Below are 16552 nucleotides of genomic sequence, written 5' to 3'. Positions count from 1 at the left end.
GCTATTATAAAATAAATGTGGATTACAAGTGGTGGCGTTGTTTCTTTTTAGAGTTCATCGATTGCTGATGGGCTTTTTGTACAGCGGTTTTTTCCGAGACTGCCGCAATGGGTACTTCCCACCATGCATGCCCATATCCAGCCATTTTTCGTTCGGGGGTGGTTTCCACATAGATAACTGTAGTGCTATCATTGGTCTTTGCTTGCATCAATGCTTCGCCAAAGGAAACTTCATTGGTGGTTCTGATGACCGCCGCACCTAAACTCGCCGCATTCCGGGCAAGATCCACAGGGAGTTCCTTGCCATCAAGCTGTCCTGTACCTTCATCCCGATACCGATAGCGTGTACCAAAACCTTCCGTACCCAATGATTTGGAGAGCCCTCCGATACTGGCATACCCATTATTATTGATGAGGATGATGATCAGCTTATACCCTTCCTGTATGGAAGTCACAATTTCCGATGACATCATGAGGTAGCTCCCGTCGCCCACCATCACGTATATTTCCCTATCGGGGTCGGCCATCTTGGCCCCCAGCCCCCCTGCGATTTCGTAACCCATGCAGGAATAACCATATTCGAGGTGGAATCCTTTCGGGTCTGAAGTTCGCCACAACTTATGTAGATCACCTGGCAAGCTTCCTGCCGCGCAGACCACCACGTCCTTCGGCTCGGCAAAGGTGTTGACCAGCCCAATGACTTCGGCTTGGGAAAGCTGCTGGTCGTTTTCCGGCTGATAGGCAATGGATACCTTGTCATCCCAGCTCCGATTGAAATTCGCCACCTTTTCCTCGTAATCGGTGTCCACATGATACCCCACCAATAGATCGGCAAGTGCCTGCAATGTCGCCCTAGCATCTCCGGTGAGGGCTAACCCCGCTTGTTTATGGGCGTCAAACTCGGCGATGTTGATGTTGATGAACGAAACGTCATGGCCTTGGAAAGCGGTTTTTGAGGCGGTGGTGAAATCACTATACCGCGTACCAACACCAATCACCAAATCGGCTTCGCCACTTATTGCATTGGCCCCCTCTGTGCCCGTGGCACCCACCGCACCCAGTTGATGAGGATCGTTGTAGGGTAAGGATCCCTTTCCGGCAAATGTTTCTGCTACGGGTATTCCTGTAGCATGCACAAATGCCCGCAAGGCCTCCGTGGCCTCACTATAAATCACCCCGCCACCCGCAATAATCAACGGCCGTTTAGCAGCCCGCATCCGCGTAACCGCACGTTGCAGCAATACCGCGTCGGGTAGTGGACGGGGAATATACCAGATCCGTTTCTCGAACATTTCCTTGGGAAAATTATATGCTTCTGCTTGCACATCTTGCGGCAAGCAAAGGGTGGCCGTGCCGGTCTCCGCAGGTGAGGTGAGCACACGCATCGTGTGCATCATTGAAGCGATCAGTTGTTCCGGGCGGCTTATACGATCCCAATATCGGGATATTGGTCGGAAGCAATCGTTGACCGATATATCCGATGAACCCGAAAATTCAAGTTGCTGCAGTACAGGATCTATGTGCCTGCCTGAGAAAATATCACCGGGTAACAACAAAATGGGCAACCTGTTGATGGTGGCACCGGCAGCAGCGGTAAGCATGTTGGTAGCCCCGGGACCGATGGATGAGGTACAGGCAAATGTGGATAGCCTGTTTTTCATCTTACTATAAGCCGCAGCAGTATGCACCATGGCTTGCTCATTGCGCGATTGGAAATACCTGAAATCGGGGTATTCAAACAGCGCTTGCCCAATACCACCTACATTGCCATGGCCAAAAATGCCAAAGCAACCAGCAAAGAATTTATGCTGTACATCGTCCCGCTCCACATATTGCTGGTCAAGAAACCGAATCACCGCTTGGGCAGTCGTCAATTTAATTGTTTCCATTTCGTTGTCAGTTTATAAAGAGGGTGAGCTTCGACTCCGCTCAGTGTGACATTGCGGCGTGTCCTGACAGATAGAAACACTTTTCGGACAGCCTCTTTAATAAATTCAAAACCCGCCATGTTGTTCAATAAAGGTCAGAGATTCCTGCAAAGATGGCATAAAATTGGCACACCCCGGTTGCAGCACTACCTGCGCTCCACTTGCGTTACCCATCCGGCACGACTTGTATAAATCCCAGCCATTTAAATAGCCATAGATAAATCCTGAAGCAAACGCATCTCCTGCCCCGAGAATGTTTAGTGGGATGACCGGAAATCCAGGCACATCCTCTTTTTCGCCTCGGTTATCAAATACCGTGGCACCTGTAGCTCCCCGCTTTACCACCAATACCTCCACACCGAGCGATAAAATATGCTGGATGGCCTTATCGATGTCGCCCTTTATGGTTGGTGCTGAAATTTGCTGTTGTTCAATGGTCACTTGGGAAGCATCTTGCAACATTGCCGCCAATATTTCCTCTTCGGTGCCAATGGCTATTTTAATCTGCGGCAACAATGCCCGTATGGTGATGCCAAACGAACGTAAATCGGTCCACTGGTCTGCACGGAAATCAATATCGAGCAAGGTGGTCACCCCATGTGCATTGGCTTTTTCTACGGCATGGAATACAGCACTCCGGCTCGGCTCCATGTTCAATGCGGTGCCCGATAGCTCGATGAGCCTCACCTTGTCCATATCGATGGCATCCACATGATCAATGGTAATCTGGGAATCTGCCGCATTGTTACGGTAAAAAACCAAAGGAAAGGTATCCGGTGGTTGTATGCCCAAAACCACGGCACTGCTCCTCGCACTTGGTATGCGGGGAATAAAAGCAGTTTCCACATTTTCCTTAGTCAGGAAATTCAGGATGAAATCACCCACTTTATCATCTCCCACACCGGTCAATAATGCAGCCCGGAGTCCCAGTCGGCTGCAGCCTGTGGCGATGTTGAGCGGTGAGCCGCCCACAAACGCATCAAACCCTTTGATGTCCACAAAATCGGCGCCAATATCCTGTGAATAGAGGTCTATTGACGAACGGCCAACAGTGACTACGTCGTATTTTTTTGCTGAAGCTTCCATCATCCATTCATTTTTGCCGTAACCATCGGAATCCGTTCATCCGTCCCTTTCCATGTTCCAAATATCCAGGCATGGTCTGGGTCGGGGGTATTGGCGAGCGATTGATCTGAACCTGTCAAGAAGTTGAGGTAATACACATCGTAGCCATGCCCTGCTACCACAGGGTGATAACCTTTAGGCACCAGCACCACATCATTATGGCGGGCCACGGCTATTTCGTTAAGGCTGCCATCACTTGTATACACCTGTTGTATGGCATACCCATGGGGTTTGCTGATTTTATAGAAATAGGTTTCTTCCAGCCTGGCCTCTACCAATTCGCCATTCTCAGCCACGATGCGTTCATCGTGCTTATGGGCGGGGAATGAACTCCAATTGCCCGATGGGGTGTATACTTCCACGGCCACCAGTCGATGGCAGGGGAAGCCTGGCCCCAACAAATCGTTGATTTGCCTGGTAGCGTTGTCGCCCCCACGAATCTCTATCTGCACCTCCTCCGGTGTTTTGAACACAGGGGCAAAGTCTTGGTCGGTCTCGCACCACCCGTAAGCAATGTCCAAAACGTCGCTCTCCGCCACCAACTCAAAATGGGTATGGCGCGGCAAATACAAGGAATGGGCAATTCCAGAAAAGACATCTTTGCGGCCATTGATGGTCTGCCAACTGCCCTTGTCTGTGTTCACTCGATAGTTGCCCGATAGCAGGATAATGGCGTATTCATGATCACCTGTATGGCTTTCCCAAACCTCGCCCCGCTTCATCGTCCTCGCTGCAAAATTGAGGTATTGCCAGCCACCATCTTCCTTGCTTACATGTTGGTAGGTGGTGGCATGTGGATTTGACTTCGCTAGTAAAGGATATTTTTCATCGTTTATCATGATAGGCATTTTTATATTTCCGTTGTTTCAATGGATAGCGTGGATCAGTTCCGCAGCCTTTCCGACTGCTCCATAGGCTTCAAATTTCCGTGTGCATAGTTTTTCCAATTCATTGATATAAACTTTGCCCGGTGCGATCGGATCAAATTGATTTGGATAATCACGAAAAAACTCACGATGTACACGAGCCCATAGCACACGTAAATCCGTGGCAATATTGATTTTACATATCCCGAGCTGGATGGCTCGCCTGACTTCGTCATCAGACACACCTTTCGCATCCTTCTCCATCTGCCCTCCTGCTTTGACAACCCGGTCCACTTCAAGCGGATCCACAGCGGACGCACCATGCAACACCAACGGGTAACCTGGCAATACGGTTTGAATTTTTTTGAGCGCATCAAATTGCAGTCCTTTACCGCCCGAGAATTTGTAAGCCCCATGGCTTGTCCCTATCGCAATGGCTAAGCTATCACACTGCGTTTCTTTAACAAAAAAAGCCGCTTCCGCTGGTTGTGTATATCGGGCCATTTCCGCTTCTACAGACAATCCATCTTCCACCCCGCTGAGCACCCCCAATTCAGCTTCTACCCAAATACCCTTTTCATGGGCCTGTTGCACTACACGTCTTGTGCGGTCGATATTGGTCTGCAGGGGGTCATGCGAGGCATCAATCATCACCGAGGTATAATGTCCACTTTCGAGGGCATGGCCGATGTGCGCCTCGACCCCGTGGTCCAAATGGATGGCAAACACCGTATCGGGATATAAGGTGGCGGCTGTATGAATCATGCCAATGAGCAGTTCAGGCGTGGCATAGTCGCGCGCCACTGGTGTGGTTTGTATGATAAACGGTGCATTGGCATTACTCGCCGCACGGAATACACCCAGTACCTGCTCCAACGTGAACACGTTGATGGCCGCGATGCCATACTGGCCGTAACAATGGTTGAACAAAATCCTCGGACTAACAAGCATATGACTCAGTCTATAACGGTATTACAAATAAAACGACAATTTGCGCAATAATACAAGCGACTACCGTTATATTTATATGCAAAGGTTTGCGTGGTTTTAATCCTGAATCCGGCTCGCTTCATTGTTTTTGCTATGAAAACGTAATCGAATAGCTGAATGGCGTATATCCAGTGATAAATACGCGTTGACCTTCGGCCGGCAACCCACCGAAATGGACACCGTATTGCTCGCCATCCAGTCCACGGATCCACTCATGCTGCTTTTCTCCTGGCCCGAAGGTAATCCGATCCCCCTCATGGTCATATTGTCCATAGCCTTCATTAAGGAAATAATCGTGCTCGCTTCCATATACCTTCTCCACGCCTGTTAATTTTCCAAATTTCTCAAAGCACAATTCGATGGTTACTGCTACTTGTTCCTGCCCCTCCACGGTGATATCCAACGTAACATTGCCACCTTCTTCCAAAATCTGCACGGTGCTTTCCAAGGTTTTCACATTGCTTACCGGTCGTTTATCGAATGCCATCTTGCTCCAGAAGCGGTTGTCAGTACTCGGCGTCAGCGCATAGTCGCCTTCCGGATTACGTTCATCCGCAGGCAGGGGCTGGAAATAGTAAGCTTCCTGTTTCTTGTGAAGTACGTATTTTCCGTCAACCAGCCTAAGCCCTTCGCTCCTGAAATGCCCCATACTAAAGAAACGCGAAGACATACGCATATGTTTTAGGATGGCCTTACCCTTTCGGTACATGAAAAAATTGGGGCTCACGGAACGCCCCGAAGCAATGATCAACGGCCAGTCTACGCCGCCGAAAATGGTGGCGCTTGTCTCATTCCGCCTGATCCGCGCCAGACTGCTCGTGACGAACACCTTTTCGTAAACGGTGTCCGGATATGTGGGCGGGGGAAGTTCTTTGGCTAAAGCGGGATTAGCCATAAAATGGAACAACGATTCATTGACAAGCTGTTCTTCAAAATCGGGCAGCTGTTCTATCAGGTCAGCAATAGCGGAAAACACACTGTGATGTTGAACGATAGCGAGATACCGATAGTGGAGGTACTGCATAACGATGCTGCGGGAGGAATACTGGTCTTGCCTTCTGGAATCAACGGTAACCAGGTCTCCGTTGGGCTCCATGTAATAATAGGTAGCTTCCAGATTTTGGATTACCGGCTGATACAATTCCGGCCGGCCAAGTAACCGCCCTATGGTCAGGAACGCCCGGTTTTCCACATCGGCGTAGTTCATGCTACGTTCAGGATAATGACCATCCTCATCGATAAAAATACCTTCCCCCAACCAGTCATCAATGCGGTCCACAAAACCTTGGTTTGGATAAAGTGCATTTATCCACGCCAGTGCCGAACAGATTTCCCACCGATGGTTCGGTGTATGAACACCTCCAAGCCGCAACGCTTCTCCTACGTTACGTATAAACTCCTTAATTGAAGCCTTCACACCTACTAATGCTACAGATTTACTTTGGCTGAGGATGTAGGCACCTGAGCAAAGCGGTTCCATGATGAAGGCCGTATCTGGCGGCGACTCCAGGTTGCCCGCGTTGATTGTACCATCGGGCCGCAACACTGCAAATAGCCGGGCGATTATTTCCTCCAGCTTATCGACCACGTCTTGCCGCTGGTGGTATACCGACTCCGGATGGCAGTAAGCCGCTGCCATTTTAGCGAAATTATACCCTAGGCTCCTGCCCCCATGCCGGTTCGCTTTGTCTCCGAGTTCGAGCAGCTGCCCCACGTGCTCATCGTTCGCTTTGACCAAACGCTGCATCAGCTGTCCGTGGGTGGAAAGCGGGTTGAATACCTTCTCTACCGCGAAGGCCGGCCTGTTCAAGGCTACATAACCTAACGACGCCCCTAGGCCTAACTGTCTGATGAACGTGTTTCTACCTATTTTCTTCATAACACAAAATCGTTATTCGCCTGCACCCATTACCATAGCCATTTGCCGTTCCTGTTTCTCAATAATCCGGGTTTTGGACGATGCTTCCCCCGCTTAGGTCTACCTCATTGTTGGGGATCGGCCGTAACAGATGAAACTGTCTCAACGCTTGGTTTAACGCAACATGAGGATTATGCGCCAATGCCCGTTCAATCAGTTTGCCCGTCCTTTTCAAGTCCATCCACCGGCTCACCTCTCCAGCCAATTCCTTGGCACTCTCGTCGAGGATGACATCCACGGTAATCTCGCTTTCATCCAGCATCCGGGTTAGCCCTGCCCGTCCGCGCAATGCATTCACATGCTCGGCTGCCTTTGCCCTGTTCCCCGCATTCAGATAGGCCTCAGCCGCGATAAGACGCGCCTCACCTCCCCGCATAATCACGGCATCGCGCTCGCCATCCGGATTAATTTCCGGATTGGTATACGGTACCCCCGGGTCATCAAATTTACGAAACATGGGGTATTGTACCTGTGTTGTGCCGTTGGGAATAAAATAATTGCCCGGGTTTACCACAGCGTAGGGCTTACTGCTGATGGTTTGTGCAGGCCAGGCTTCCTTGGGGAAGAATATGGCGGTATCGCCAGCTCTGATGACCCCATCGTCACTATTTACCTCGGCGATCAGCAGCCTTCTGATAGTTGCTGCTTCGCGCTCATCACCAGCTTCAAATAGGGAAAAGAAAAACGGGGTCGGTGCGGGGCCGAGTCCACGATGATATAAGGTAGAGCGGGTCATCCCCGGATAGACATCGTAGGAAAACTTGAAGAGCAGATGGCGGTTATTGCCGACTCCCCTCGACACCGGATTGGTACCGTACAACAAAGAAAATACCACCTCTGCATCACGCAGGTTCCCGCGTGAGAATAACGAGGCGATATTATCGGCCAACGGGTGCCTGCTAATCACTTGTTCGGCCAACGCTGCGGCCTCGGTGAAATCATTGGCTGTTCCGAAATCTTTATAGGCCCGGGTCAAGAGCACCTTGGCCTGCAGGTGCCGTACCGCACTTTTTGAAACCCTGCCAAAAGCGGAAGGAGTCTCATCCACCGAAGAAAGCGCCGCAGTTAAGTCTGCCAAAATTTGGCTGTATGTTGCCTCCTCACTTGCTCTGGTGAATTGGGTCTGGACTGCCCGCACTTCGTTTAACACCAGCGGTACACCACCAAATTGTTCGACCAAGTTGAAATAGGCATAGGCCCTGAGGAACTTAACCTCCCCAATCCCCTTGTCTTTTACATCTGGAGAAAGTCCTGAGATCACCTCTGCACGGTCAATCGCCGTGTTGGCAGCTGAAATCACAAAATACCAGTTTTGCCAATTGGCTTCGAAAGCCCCGTTGAACGGTCTCATATTGACATAATCGTTCAATTCATCAATTCCTGCAATAATCGAACCTCTGGTAAAGATATCGGTACCCACGTGGTCCAAGTCGTAGTTTGTAGTGGCGGTACGCATCTTATCATACACATTGGCCACAAATTGGTCAAATGATGCCGGATCATTGAAACTGATGGCATCGCTCAATGCCGTGCGGTTTAACTCATCAAGAAAACCCTCACAACCCGATAATAGCACTCCTAGAAATAATATTGCGATATATCTTTTCATGATTTCAGCATTTTAAAAGTTAATATTTACTCCACCCATCCATATCCTTGTTAAATGGGCGGAACCGTAACTGTTCCTTCCGGCTGTTTCCGGATCCCAGCCGTCGTAATTGGTAAACACGAAGGGATTCTGGGCCGTCAGGTATAGCCTGACTCCTTTCAGCTTGGTTTTATTGAGCAGGTCTTGCCCAAAATTATAGCCCAGTGTGATGTACCCGACTTTCACATAGGATACGTCGTGATACGTTAGCGGTTCGGTGTAAGGCCCGTTATTGCTTGGCTGATACCACTCATTAGAAGGGTTTTCTGGTGTCCAATAATTGGTCTTGAGGCTATTGAACCTCGCCGGTGTGGCGTCAAAACCACCTGAATGGGAGATATGGAAATAGCTTGGGGAAATCCCCCCTTGGCTTGCGTATACAAAGAATGAAAAATCGAAATTCCGATAATTAAAGGTATTGGTAATACCTCCGGTCCAATCCGGCATGTTATTCCCGATAATGACCCGATCATCTGCATTGATAACCCCATTGCCATCAATGTCTTTCACTTTCACTTGCCCAGGTTGCTGTCCATAACTCCTGGCCTGTTCCACCTCGTCGAGTTGCCAGATACCATCAAATGCGAAGGTATAAATGGAGCCGATGGATTCACCTACGCGGTGGATGAATGTGCCGCCTTGCACCCCAAAGATAAGGTCGTCCACGTCTCCATTTAACCTAGTGATTTTATTCCTATTGGCGGCAAAGTTCAATGAAGTTGTCCATTTGAAGTTCCCGATATTGATGTTCGTTGAATTCAACAGTACTTCCACCCCTCGATTCCGTGCTTCGCCAATATTCTCGAACACGCCCAAATAACCGGTAGCGGCGGGAATACGACGATAAAAAATGATACCGGTATTATCTCTATTATAGACATCAATGGTACCCGTCAGCCGATTGCTCCACCAGCCAAAGTCCAAGCCAAGGTTCCATTCTTTTGTCTTTTCCCAAGTCAAGTCCGGGTTGGGAAGGTTCGTGATAAAGGCCGTTTGCACAACTTCTCCGCCAATATTGGTGAATCCGGGGGCCACCAATGATAAAGAACCCAAAGGAGCCAGTCCGCCACCTGTGCCGTTATTTCCCGTTTCGCCGTAGCTCAAGCGGAGTTTCAGATCGCTCAGCACCCGCTGGTTTTGTAGGAAGGGTTCGTTAATCACCCGCCAGGCAAAGGCCGCAGATGGGAAAAAAGCCCATTTGTTGCCGGGAGCCAAGATAGATGATCCGTCATAACGGCCGGTCAGCGTCAGTAAATACTTGTTTCTGTAGCCATAATTCAAGCGCCCGGTATACGATTCCAAGGTCTGTTTCACCAGGCCGCTGGTGGCACTATTGAACACAGACCCCGCACCGATGTTGTAAAACAAATATTCGTCCGTCGTGAAATTCCGGCGCTGCATCTGGTAGTTTTCTGCGCGATCGAAAAACAAGGAATACACAAACGTGGCATTCAGGGAATGGTCTTCGTCGATAGTTGTCTCATAATTGGCGATGTTATCCCATGTCCAGGAAATGCGGTTGCCATTGACAACATCGGCACGCGTATTGGCAATATTTCCACTGGTCGATTTACTATACCTTGCCCGGTATTCGCCGAATCTCCTGAACTCGATATTGGGTGAAAAGTTTGTCGACAGGCGAAGGCCCCTTATCGGGTTGTAAGCGAGGGAAAGATTGCCAATATAGTTCAATGCCCGGTTTTCCAACGTCCAGTTGTCTGCTTCAAACAGGGGGTTGGTGATGAAGGTTTCCCCTTCAAGCGGGAAAAACAGGGGATCGCCGTTTCCGTCATACGGTGAGCCCGTTGGACGAAGCCGGTAAGCGCTCCGGAGCCCCTCCAGACTGCCTTCATTCCTGATGGAAAACGACATATAGTTGTTGTAATCTAGGGTTACTTTGGGCAGGAGGTTTGAGCTGACATTGCCGCGTAGGGTAAAACGCTCATAACGCTCTCCATCAAATGTTCCTTCATCTTTCGTATATGCTAAACCCACACCATATGTGGCATTTTCTCCGCCACCACCGACATTTAAGGTGTGGTTGGTTTGGAATCCACTGCGATCAACCAAGTCGATCCAGTTCACGTAATTGCCGCTGTTGATGTTGGCAATTTCATTCGGCCTCATAAAGTCACTCAGCACGACATCCTCCGGGCGATATGCCAGGTTACCAGAGGCGAACTGGTTGCCAACGACGGCATCCTTAAAGAACTGCACAAACTCTTCACCTTGCAGCATCCTCGGCAGGTTATAGGCCTGTTTCGCCCCAAAATAATTCTCATAAGAAACAACCGTCCTCCCTTTACTCCCCCGTTTTGTCTCAATGATGACAACACCATTTGTTCCCCTAGAGCCATAAATGGCGGTTGCGGAAGCGTCTTTCAAGATATCCATCCGTTGGATATCCGAGGGATTCAAGAAAGAAATATCGTTCACAAATATGCCGTCTACCACAAATAAGGGATTCTGGCCGGCACTATACCCGGCATTCGATATGGTCTCGCCCGAATTAATGGTGTTAGCCCCCCTTATCCGGATATTAAACCCAGAGCCTGGCTTATTGTCAGCCACTTGGATGTTTACCCCTGCAACCTGACCTTGCATGGCCTGAAAGGCATTGGTCTTATTGGTCTGCTGGATGGCCTCGGCATTCATGGAAGCCACCGATCCAGTGAGGTCGCTTCTTTTAGTTTGCCCATAGCCGATCACCACAATTTCATCCAGCTCAGTTGAAGCTTCTTGTAGCGACACATTGACTTGCTTTGAACCATTCACCCGGATCTCTTGGGTCTCAAACCCAACAAATGAAAAGACAAGAACCGCGTTCGCTTCTTGTATAAGTAGGCTGTAAGCCCCCTCGACATTGGTTTGCGTCTTATTAGTTGTCCCTTTTTCGACAATCGTCACTCCGGCGATCGGTTCGTTTGTTCCGGCTGACAACACGGTACCGCTTACCACATTGTTTGATTGCCCCCATCCGTTTTGTACCATAAAGGCACTCATAAGTACGATAAAAAGCAACCTGGAATGGCGTGGTATTTTCCAGTAAGCACTCCCATTATTGGAATGATCAAGAATTTTTGAAGTAATTTTTCCCATAGCTCATCTTATTTTAATTATGTTGATTGTTGCATTTATATAGCTTGTTGGCTTAAAAATGTGAAACAGACATTTTTTATAATTCACCGTATGATTTTATCCATCTGGCCATGTTAGTACATTCTTTTATCGAAGAATGAATCAGCGGTTGCTAGTTCCCGACCACTATCCCGTGACGTATTACGTTACGTATGCAAATATTTTATACCTAGTTTTGTTGTTTATAATTGTTATCACAAATCAATAACAATTTAGGTCATAAACCAAAATATATTGCGCAAAGGTTTGCGCGTAAGCATATCACTAATTTCGCCGATCCTTAGCGCCAGATAAATACAAACTGGCGCCGATATCCATGGTTTGGACATCGACGCCAGTTTTATAGCGATCCATTATATAACGCTTCAACCTAGCTTCAACCTAGAAGGTATATTTTGCCCCAAACATCAATACGAAACCGTTTCCTTCCTGCCTTCTTTCGCCATAATTACGGTTTACCTGATATTCATAGCTCCTTCGTCCGGCGTCAAAACCAGTTACTCGATACAATTCTTGGAATGGATAGTTCCAATAACCGCCCCATTCGGCGTTAATCAGGTTCAGCACATTGAAAGCGTCGATATTGATGACGAGCTTGTGGTCTTTGTAAATGTTGATTTCATTGGTAATCCGTGCATTCAATGAAGTTCGCCATCCCATCAGCCCACCGTTCGGCTGGGCATATTCGCCCATATTATCCTTCAGGTATTTTTGCGCAGCGGGGCCCGCATTTTCCAACACGTAGTTAAGATCGTCCACAAATTGCTGCCCTTGGTATGTCAATGTTTGCGGGTCATTGGGATCAAAGATATAAGCCGTATAGCCATTAAGTTCCCGGATATTGGTACCCATCACATCGATTGGACTGATGATAGCTGAAAAACGCCCCGCCTCCACCATGTTCAGAAACGCACCAAATGTAAATCCACCCACCTTCGGACTGGTTAAGTTAACCAGTATTTTCTGCCTGAAATCATTGGGTGCGTAGCCGTTATTGATAAAAGCATAATCATCGAAGTAAGAGGCCCCCACAAAACGCTGATCATCTTCATTGCGGTAGCGTTCGGCACCCTTGGCTTGTGCCCGTGTATAGCTTACCGATACACTTCCTTCCTTAGGTAGGCTAAGGGAAGCATCAAGTATAAAGCCCATTGAGCGATTTTTATACCCATTAGTATACCGCAATGCTTCGGAGAATTGCTGCGATATTTTAGCGGAATTGAAACTGGCTCCAGAAGCTCCTACGTTTTCGATAGGGGCATACACTTCACGGCCTCCTTCTCCTTCCAATTGAAAAGCCACTTCCCTGCTTAAGTTGGCATTATCCATAGCCAGCATATTGCGGGTATTCAAATAATAACCCGTTACCCCTACCCGCAGTTTATCCGTAAGGTAGTGGTGATAGCTGAGATTGGCCTTGAAGGAAGAGGGCAATACCAGATCTTCATCAACAAACCGAACGACTTGGGCCTGTTGCCCGCCACCAAACAGCTCACTATTCGTATATCCCGCACCTGGAATGGTGTTATAGTCCCTGTTATAGCTGGCGTAGTCAGGAACCGGCATTGGCACCTGCTGACCGTCCCGAATCAGGGGATTGCCGGTCGAGGGATCCAAAATATAGCCATCTCTACCGGAGATATCTATTCCCGTAAAACGAATACCATTGTCAATCAACGCATAGATGTAGGGTCGGTTGACCATTTGGCCAACGAAGATACCAAAGCCGCCATTTACCAAGTGGCGCCCGTCGCCATTGATATCCCAATTGAAGTTGAATCGCGGCTGAATGTTTTTGAAATCAATAGGTTTTACGTTATTACGATAACCCAGTTCCGTAAACAGGGTTTCATTGTAATCAGCTGCCGTGGAGAATATGGATACATCATACCGTAAACCGGCGGCGACTTCCAACGTGGGCAATAGGTAAGTGCTTACCTGTCCATAAATGGAAAGTTCGGCCAGATTGGTCGTCAATGGATCGCGCATCTCCTGCCCGGGGTTGGTAAATTTACGCCTATACCGGCTGGGTTGCAGCGCATCAAGTGCATCAATGCCACTGAAATCAAAGCGCCCGTGCATATCGTGGGTATAGATACCCCCGGTTTTGGTGAATGTGTTTTGCGTACCAAATGTAAAATCATACTTGCCTTTGGTCCAATATACATCGTTGATGATGGAGTAGATGCTGCTTTCCTGCACCTCGGGTGTCCATCTATTGTACCGCCCTACCAATGTGGCGTTGTAAATTTCCCCATCGATCTCCGATTCCATGGTCATCCACAGTTGTGGATGCTCAGCCGTGTTAATGGAATTCTGACGGGTATTGAAATAGTAACCTACCTTCAACTCATTGGATAGGTTGCTCCGGAGCTGCGACCGCAATGACAGCAAAGCGTTTTTCTCTTTGACCAAAAAGTCATACCCCGCTCCATGCAAGCCATAACGGCCGATGTCGCTGTTGGTGTTGTTTGGGCGGATATAGTCCGACTGATTATAGCGAGCGGTGAGCTTATGGTCATCGTTTATCTGCCAGTCGACCTTGGCAAAATAAGTATCCAATTTGTTTTTTCGGGAAAAGAATCCATATTGGGGGCCGTCAGCAAGTTCATATTTTGCCTGCAGGATACTTACCGCCCGGTCGAGATTTTCCTGGGTAGCAAGGTGTCCCTCATTGCTCTGTACGATTCCTGGGCGGGTGCTTTTAGACCACATGTCATAAGCCTGTTCCAAACGTTCGCCGTCATATGCCACAAAAAAATGCAGTTTATCACGCACGATAGGCCCGCCCAATGTAAAACCCCGTTGCTGCTTGGTGTCATTGATCACACTGCGGCCCATCAGATCTGTCCGGGCAGCCAGCCGATCGTCCCAGAAGAAATTGAATACGCTCCCATGGAACTCATTGGTGCCTGATTTGGTGACTGCTTTGATACCGCCGCCAAGCGATCGGCCCTCTGTTACATCGTAAGAATTGGTCACGATTTCAAATTCCCTCAACGCTTCCATGGATAGGGTATAAGGCATCTCGGCAGGCCCACCAAAAGCCACTTCCCGAGCCGTCACACCATCAAGCGTAAGTGCATCGTTACGGCTGCTGATACCCCCGATATTGAGTCCGCTACCTACCATGGGCGATAATTGGGTCAAATCGGTATAATTACGGTTGGTACTGGGCAAACGTTGTATTTCCTGCGCATTGACCGCGGTAGCTTGCCCCAAACGGCGGTCGCGGCTTTTAAAATTATCATAGGTCACATCCACCGTTTCCAGCACTTGCCCTTCTTCTGCCAATTGGATATTGACCCGCAGGTAGCTGCCTTGGTTGAGCATTCCCACTACCGTTGTTTTCGATTCATATCCAAGCAGCTGCACAGTAATTTCATAGGGTCCTCCCAAAGGCAATTGGTTAAACCGATAACGTCCCTCCAGGCCTGTTGCTCCGGCGGATTTGAATCCCGTTGATTTGTTGACCAAGGAGACTGTGGCCGCAGCGAGCGACGAATTGGCTTGGTCAGCCACGGTTACCTCAATGCTTGCATCAGTTCCCTGTGCATACAATTTGGGGACGTACAATGTGGCCAGGAGGCCTAAAAGTGTTGCGATGTACTTCATGATGTTCGTTTTAATTAAATGTCATGATACGGATAGTTTGTGCTATCGTGACGATGTATTCTGTGGGCTGCCTTCACCCAACAGCTGCAGGTATAAGACAGGGTCATCCAGGTTTACCATATCCGCTTTGGAATGGATAACCTTCCGGTAATCAGCCGTATCGGGCACATATACCATCGCTTTGATTCCCCGTTGTTGGCACCAATCGATCAATTCATCCATTGCCGGAGAAGCACGCATCTCGATGATTTGCGGTTGGTATTTACGGATGGCTTCCTGTGCTTGCTCCGTATTATCTGCATTGATCTTCAGCGGTAGATCAGGACTAATTTCCCGAAATTCGTTGGTCATCAAGGTATCTCCAAACCAAAAGAACACATCATCATTCATTTGCTTTTCCTGTATCATCGTCACCAGTTTGCCCAAATCGGCAGCCTTCACATCCAGGTATACCTTCGCCTTTCCCTTAATCCAATCGAGGTATGCCACCAATTGGGGTATCTTTTCACCCTGGAATGCCTCGTCAAACCAACCACCGGCATCCAGTTCGTCTATTTCATGGGAGGTCAGGTCCGCGATCTTGCCCGTTCCATCCGTGGTACGGTCTACCGTGGCGTCATGGATGATATAAAATACACTGTCTTTACTTTGCCGCACATCAATCTCTACATAATCCAACCCCATTTCAATGCATTTCTGTGCAGCCGGATACGTGTTTTCGGGAGCTAAATGATTAGCCCCTCGGTGCACAACCATCGCTATGGGATGTTCCTGTGGTTTTCTGGGTAACTTTTGGTTATCCTTTTTGTTTTGGCTTCCACATCCGATGATTAACGCGGAGAGGAAAGCACATACGAGGGTAATGGGATACTTCATTAGTCAGGCTTTTACTGCTTGCTGTACTTGTTTACTTACCAACGGTCTCTTATGTGGACATTTTGGCTATTGCTTGATACAATCTTCATAGCGCAATGTTAAAAAGACAACATTGTACAAAGGTTAGCATAGTGTTAAGAAAACAATCTCTGTAAGTAAATTCATGCACTGAACACGTAGCGATTCCTCGTTTATGCCCTGCTTTACAAGCTTTATTTATTGGTTTACACGTTTATAACAGTCTTAACAAAGCACGGATAATTTGAGGGATTAAGCAAGAGGCCAGGGGAAATAGCTAATGCAAAGGTTTGCGTAAAAGGGCTTTACATTCCACTAGTTTATAGTATTTGGTTATCTGATAGAACTTTGCGAACTTAGACAGGTTGATATCGGGCACATACCTACAGAAATGTAGCCATCACATTGAACTAAACAGCTGGGATGGTTAC

At 48.4% G+C, this 16552-nt stretch carries 9 protein-coding genes; all 9 read right to left on the bottom strand.

Annotated elements, in window-relative coordinates; genetic code table 11:
* Window positions 1-22: 22 nt before the first annotated feature.
* Window positions 23-1888 (bottom strand): 3D-(3,5/4)-trihydroxycyclohexane-1,2-dione acylhydrolase (decyclizing), encoded by a 1866-nt coding sequence (gene iolD / locus NF543_RS04210; protein ID WP_257666857.1) that lies wholly within the window; start codon window positions 1886-1888, stop codon window positions 23-25.
* 105 nt (window positions 1889-1993) lie between these two features.
* The gene (iolC, locus tag NF543_RS04205; RefSeq protein ID WP_257666856.1) at window positions 1994-3013 is read right to left on the bottom strand and encodes a 5-dehydro-2-deoxygluconokinase; all 1020 of its coding nucleotides are present in this window, start codon (window positions 3011-3013) and stop codon (window positions 1994-1996) included.
* Entirely contained in the window at window positions 3013-3891 is an 879-nt protein-coding gene (gene iolB / locus NF543_RS04200; RefSeq protein WP_257666855.1) for a 5-deoxy-glucuronate isomerase, read from the bottom strand. Before iolB ends, iolC begins: the two co-directional genes overlap by 1 nt.
* A gap of 27 nt (window positions 3892-3918) precedes the next feature.
* Window positions 3919-4869, bottom strand: coding sequence for a class II fructose-bisphosphate aldolase (locus tag NF543_RS04195; RefSeq protein WP_257666854.1), 951 nt, complete (start codon window positions 4867-4869; stop codon window positions 3919-3921).
* A gap of 130 nt (window positions 4870-4999) precedes the next feature.
* Window positions 5000-6787 (bottom strand): hypothetical protein, encoded by a 1788-nt coding sequence (locus NF543_RS04190; protein ID WP_257666853.1) that lies wholly within the window; start codon window positions 6785-6787, stop codon window positions 5000-5002.
* Window positions 6788-6845: 58 nt separating this feature from the next.
* Window positions 6846-8435: a RagB/SusD family nutrient uptake outer membrane protein gene (locus NF543_RS04185; RefSeq protein ID WP_257666852.1), complete on the bottom strand. Its 1590-nt coding sequence runs from the start codon at window positions 8433-8435 to the stop codon at window positions 6846-6848.
* Between the two features lie 12 nt (window positions 8436-8447).
* Window positions 8448-11573, bottom strand: coding sequence for a SusC/RagA family TonB-linked outer membrane protein (locus NF543_RS04180; protein WP_257666851.1), 3126 nt, complete (start codon window positions 11571-11573; stop codon window positions 8448-8450).
* Between the two features lie 420 nt (window positions 11574-11993).
* The gene (locus NF543_RS04175) at window positions 11994-15227 is read right to left on the bottom strand and encodes a TonB-dependent receptor (protein ID WP_257666850.1); all 3234 of its coding nucleotides are present in this window, start codon (window positions 15225-15227) and stop codon (window positions 11994-11996) included.
* 42 nt (window positions 15228-15269) lie between these two features.
* A complete protein-coding gene (locus tag NF543_RS04170; RefSeq protein ID WP_257666849.1) occupies window positions 15270-16103 on the bottom strand; it encodes a glycerophosphodiester phosphodiesterase family protein in 834 nt (277 codons plus the stop codon).
* Window positions 16104-16552: the final 449 nt, after the last annotated feature.

The sequence above is a fragment of the Parapedobacter tibetensis genome (assembly GCF_024704835.1).
Classification (GTDB): domain Bacteria; phylum Bacteroidota; class Bacteroidia; order Sphingobacteriales; family Sphingobacteriaceae; genus Parapedobacter; species Parapedobacter tibetensis.
This window is presented reverse-complemented; position numbering and strand designations above follow the sequence as displayed.

Excerpts from the sequence above, each read along its gene's own strand:
- iolD (WP_257666857.1), bottom strand. The coding sequence starts at position 1,888 with ATGGAAACAATTAAATTGACGACTGCCCAAGCGGTGATTCGGTTTCTT.
- iolC (WP_257666856.1), bottom strand. The coding sequence starts at position 3,013 with ATGGAAGCTTCAGCAAAAAAATACGACGTAGTCACTGTTGGCCGTTCG.
- iolB (WP_257666855.1), bottom strand. The coding sequence starts at position 3,891 with ATGATAAACGATGAAAAATATCCTTTACTAGCGAAGTCAAATCCACAT.
- NF543_RS04195 (WP_257666854.1), bottom strand. The coding sequence starts at position 4,869 with ATGCTTGTTAGTCCGAGGATTTTGTTCAACCATTGTTACGGCCAGTAT.
- NF543_RS04190 (WP_257666853.1), bottom strand. The coding sequence starts at position 6,787 with ATGAAGAAAATAGGTAGAAACACGTTCATCAGACAGTTAGGCCTAGGG.
- NF543_RS04185 (WP_257666852.1), bottom strand. The coding sequence starts at position 8,435 with ATGAAAAGATATATCGCAATATTATTTCTAGGAGTGCTATTATCGGGT.
- NF543_RS04180 (WP_257666851.1), bottom strand. The coding sequence starts at position 11,573 with ATGGGAAAAATTACTTCAAAAATTCTTGATCATTCCAATAATGGGAGT.
- NF543_RS04175 (WP_257666850.1), bottom strand. The coding sequence starts at position 15,227 with ATGAAGTACATCGCAACACTTTTAGGCCTCCTGGCCACATTGTACGTC.
- NF543_RS04170 (WP_257666849.1), bottom strand. The coding sequence starts at position 16,103 with ATGAAGTATCCCATTACCCTCGTATGTGCTTTCCTCTCCGCGTTAATC.